The organism is Mesorhizobium sp., from assembly GCF_004962925.1.
GTDB lineage: Bacteria > Pseudomonadota > Alphaproteobacteria > Rhizobiales > Rhizobiaceae > Mesorhizobium.
Genome location: NZ_SUEO01000170.1, coordinates 1 through 4,029, shown reverse-complemented (window position 1 = coordinate 4,029; position 4,029 = coordinate 1). Strand labels below are relative to the sequence as shown.

The window sequence follows — 4,029 nt, the reverse complement described above, 5'->3', positions numbered from 1 at the left end:
ACTTCAAGCTGCGCAAGGAAATGCAGATCGAGCTGAAGCGGCTGCAGCACGAGACCGGCATCACCTTCATCTTCGTCACCCACGATCAGGAAGAAGCGCTAACCATGTCGGACCGCATCGCGGTGATGTCGTCGGGCAAGATCCTGCAGGTCGGCACGCCTTGGGACATCTATGACAAGCCGGCGGAGCGCTTCGTCGCCGACTTCATCGGCGAGACCAATTTCCTGACCGCGGCCATAACAGGCATGGCCAACGGCAAGGCACGCGCAACGCTCAAATCCGGCGCGACGATCGACGCTACCGTGGCTGAAGGCTTTCAGCCGAAGGACAACGCCACCGTGGTGGTCAGGCCGGAACATGCCAAGCTGACCAGCGGCAAGGGCGACCTGTCGGGCACGGTCGAAAACATCGTCTATTTCGGCACCGACACGCACATCCATGTTCGCCTGGACAGCAGCGAGGCCTTCACCGTGCGCCAGCAGAACACGCGCAGCGCCGGCTGCGGTTTCGAGCGGGGAGACAAGGTCGGCATTTCGATCGGCAACGACGCCGCACAAGTGCTGAGGGACTGATGGCGAGCGCGGAAGAAGTCGCCAAGGAAGCCGAACGCAGAGATATCCGCGATCGCTGGCTTCTGTCAGCGCCGGCACTGATCATTATCTTTCTGGCGGCGACCGGCCCGCTGCTGATCGTCGTGGTCTATTCGTTCCTGACGCCGGGGCCCTATGGCGACGTGGTGTGGAAATTCTCCACCGACGGCTGGCTGTCGGTGGTGATGCAGCGCGACATCTTCGACGACACGCTGGCCTTCGCCGACGCGCATTTGTCGATCTTCTGGCGCTCGGCCAAGCTGTCGTTTATGACAACGATCCTCACGCTGCTCTTTGGCTTCCCTACCGCCTATTTTATCGCCACCCGGCCCGCGCGGCAGCGCGAGATCTGGCTGTTCCTGATCACCATCCCCTTCTGGACCAATCTGCTGATCCGCACCTTCGCCATCCAGGAGGTGATCCGCAACGAGGGTATCGTCAACACGGTGCTCATCAAGCTCGGCATCATCAGCCAGCCGATCCAGATGATGTTCACCGATTTCGCGCTGATGGTCGGCATGACCTATGTCTATCTGCCGCTGATGGTGCTGCCGCTCTATGCCAGCATGGAAAAGATCGACTTCCGGCTGGTCGAGGCGGGTTACGACCTCTACGCCAACCGCTTCCAGGTGCTGAGGCGGATCATCATCCCGCTGGTCAAGCCTGGCATCGTCGCCGGCTCGATCCTCGTCTTCATCCCGGCGCTGGGCGCCTATGTCACCCCGCGCGTGCTCGGCGGTTCGAAGAATATGATGCTCGGCAATCTGATCGAGCTGCAGTTCGGGCAAGGCCGTAACTGGCCGCTCGGCTCGGCGCTGTCGATCTCGCTGATGGCGATCGTGATGGTCGCGCTGCTCTTCTATGTCCGCTCCGCCGGGCGCCAGGGCGGCACGCATGGGTAGCCGCTTCGACATCCGCCGGCAGACCGGCTTCGCGACCATCGCGATGATCTGCTTCTTCGCGCTTTACCTGCCGATCGTCACAGTTGTCGTCTATGCCTTCAACGCCGGCAGTTCGATCGCGATCTGGGAAGGCGTGTCGCTGCGCTGGTTCTACCAGGCCTGGAACAACAACCAAGTTGTCGACGCCTCGATCCGGTCGCTGCAGATTGCTTCGGTCGCGGCGACTGTTGCGACGATCGTCGCCACCATGGCCGCGCTTGCCACGACCCGGACGAAACCATATCCCGGCCTCGGCTTCAAATACGCCTTCATCAACCAGCCGCTGATGGTGCCGGAAATCGTCACCGCGGTGGCGCTGCTGATCTTCTTTTCGCGCATCAAGATCTGGACCGGCTATTCGGGGCTGGGCTACCTGATGGCCGCGCATACGGCCTTTTGCATCCCCTTTGCCTATCTGCCGATCCGGGCGCGGCTCGAGAACATGGATCTGACGTTGGAGATCGCTGCGGCCGACCTCTACGCGACACCCTGGAAGGCTTTTCGGCGCGTCACCTTTCCGCTGCTCTGGCCAGGCATCCTTGCGGGATTGATGCTGGCCTTCGTCATCTCGCTGGATGATGTCGTCATCACGGAGTTCGTCAAGTCCGGCGGCCAGGATACGTTACCTACTTACATGCTCGGCCAGTTCCGGCGCGTTATCACGCCGGAAATCAACGCGATTTCGACGGTGTTCCTGCTGATCTCGATATTGATCGTCACCGTCTTCTTTTTCATCAGCAGGAAAAAGGATCAGGAATGATATCAGCTGTAACAGGAGAGAAACGATGAAGTGGAAACTGGCTGCGATGGCGCTCGGCGCCGCGCTTCTCGCCTCGGCGGGTATTGCCCGCGCCGATGGCGAACTCAACATCTACAACTGGGGCAATTACACCAGCCCCGACCTCATCAAGAAATTCGAGGAAAAATACAAGGTCAAGGTGACAGTCACCGACTACGATTCCAACGACACCGCGCTCGCCAAAATCCGCCAGGGCGGCAGCGGCTTCGACATCGTGGTGCCCTCTGCGAGCTTCGTGCCGATCTGGATCCAGGAAGGGCTGCTGTTGGAGACAGAGCCTAGCAAGATGGAGAACTTCAAGAACATGGACCCGAAATGGGTCGATGTTCCCTTCGATCCAGGCCGCAAATACACCGTGCCGTGGCAATGGGGAACGACCGGCGTGACGGTCAACACCTCCGTCTACAAGGGTGACGTCAACACTTCGGCCATCTTCCTGGATCCGCCGCCGGAACTGGTCGGCAAGGTCAACGTCGTTCCCGAAATGGCCGATGTCATGCATCTCGCCATCAGATATGTCGGCGGCGAGCCCTGCACCGGCGACAAGGAGGTGCTGAAGAAGGTGCGCGATGCGCTGGTGGCGGCAAAGCCGAAATGGATATCCATGGACTACGGCACGGTCGAGAAGTTCGCCAAGGGCGACTTCGCCGCTAGCGTCGACTGGAACGGCGCGTCCTTCCGCGCCCGCTTGCAGAACAAGGACATGGTCTATGGCTATCCGAAGGAGGGCTATCCGATCTGGATGGACAATCTCGCGGTGCTGAAGGACGCCAAGAACGTCGAGAACGCCAAGTTGTTCCAGAACTTCATCATGGATCCCGAAAACGCGGCGCTGATCTCGTCTTTCGCGCGCTACGCCAACGGCATCAAGGGATCGGAGGCCTTCATGCCTGAGGACATGAAGACGGCGCCGGAGGTCAACATCCCCGCCGAGTTCGCCGACAAGGGCAAGTTCATGCTGAACTGCGAGCCCGACGTGCAGGCTCTGTACACCAGGATCTGGACCGAATTGCAGAAGTGATCGCAGTACCATGGACCCGGCAGCCATGGCTGCCGGGTCCAAAATCAAAAAATCTTCGCCAAGGACCGACGTCCGGCTGTCGCCTGACGCACCCGGAGTTCGCCTGCAAATGTCCGATCTCGATCTCTGCTACATGCCGGCAAGTGAGGCCCTTAGGCGCTTCAAGGCGAAGAAGCTTTCACCGGTCGAGCTGATGGAAGCGGTCATCGGGCGCGCCGAGGCGACGAAGGACAAGGTCAACGCTTTCACCAACACGCATTTTGACGAGGCGATGGCACTGGCCAAAAAAGCCGAGGCGAAATACGCCAAGGGCAAGAAGACGGGCCCGCTCGAGGGCCTGCCCGTCGGCATCAAGGACGAAAGCTATATCAAGGGCAAGCCGACCACCGGTGGCTCGCTGATCACCAGGGATTTCGTTGCCGACTCCAGCTCGACGATGAATGAGCGCATCATTCGAGCCGGCGGCATCGTCCATGCACGTACCGCGACGCCGGAATTCTCCTGCGCGGCCTATACATGGTCCAGGCTGTGGGGCGTCACCCGCAATCCGTGGAACCCCAAGTTCACGCCCGGCGGCTCGTCAGGCGGCTCGGGCGCCTCGCTCGCCTCCGGCACGTCGTCGATCGCCACCGGCTCCGATATCGGCGGCTCGATCCGTATCCCGGCATCGGCCTGCGG

The 4,029-nt window shown here is 60.7% G+C and carries 5 protein-coding genes; all 5 read left to right on the top strand.

What is annotated here, in order from left to right:
• The coding region (locus E5W87_RS26310; RefSeq protein WP_292404346.1) for an ABC transporter ATP-binding protein at positions 1-572 on the top strand (572 nt) is incomplete at its 5' end.
• On the top strand, positions 572-1,492 hold the full coding sequence (locus tag E5W87_RS26305) for an ABC transporter permease (protein WP_292404343.1): 921 nt from the start codon (positions 572-574) through the stop codon (positions 1,490-1,492). The genes E5W87_RS26310 and E5W87_RS26305, both read left to right, overlap by 1 nt.
• Complete coding sequence (locus E5W87_RS26300) at positions 1,485-2,291, top strand: ABC transporter permease (protein ID WP_292404340.1); 807 nt, start codon at positions 1,485-1,487, stop codon at positions 2,289-2,291. The genes E5W87_RS26305 and E5W87_RS26300 overlap by 8 nt, the downstream gene beginning before the upstream one ends.
• A 25-nt stretch (positions 2,292-2,316) precedes the next feature.
• Complete coding sequence (locus E5W87_RS26295) at positions 2,317-3,351, top strand: extracellular solute-binding protein (RefSeq protein ID WP_292404337.1); 1,035 nt, start codon at positions 2,317-2,319, stop codon at positions 3,349-3,351.
• Positions 3,352-3,460: 109 nt separating this feature from the next.
• Positions 3,461-4,029, top strand: a 569-nt coding sequence (locus E5W87_RS26290) for an amidase (protein ID WP_292404333.1), incomplete at its 3' end; no start/stop codon positions are given.

What these genes read in the sequence shown, in the direction of transcription:
- E5W87_RS26305 (WP_292404343.1), top strand. Translation starts at nt 572, where the DNA reads ATGGCGAGCGCGGAAGAAGTCGCCAAGGAAGCCGAACGCAGAGATATC.
- E5W87_RS26300 (WP_292404340.1), top strand. Translation starts at nt 1,485, where the DNA reads ATGGGTAGCCGCTTCGACATCCGCCGGCAGACCGGCTTCGCGACCATC.
- E5W87_RS26295 (WP_292404337.1), top strand. Translation starts at nt 2,317, where the DNA reads ATGAAGTGGAAACTGGCTGCGATGGCGCTCGGCGCCGCGCTTCTCGCC.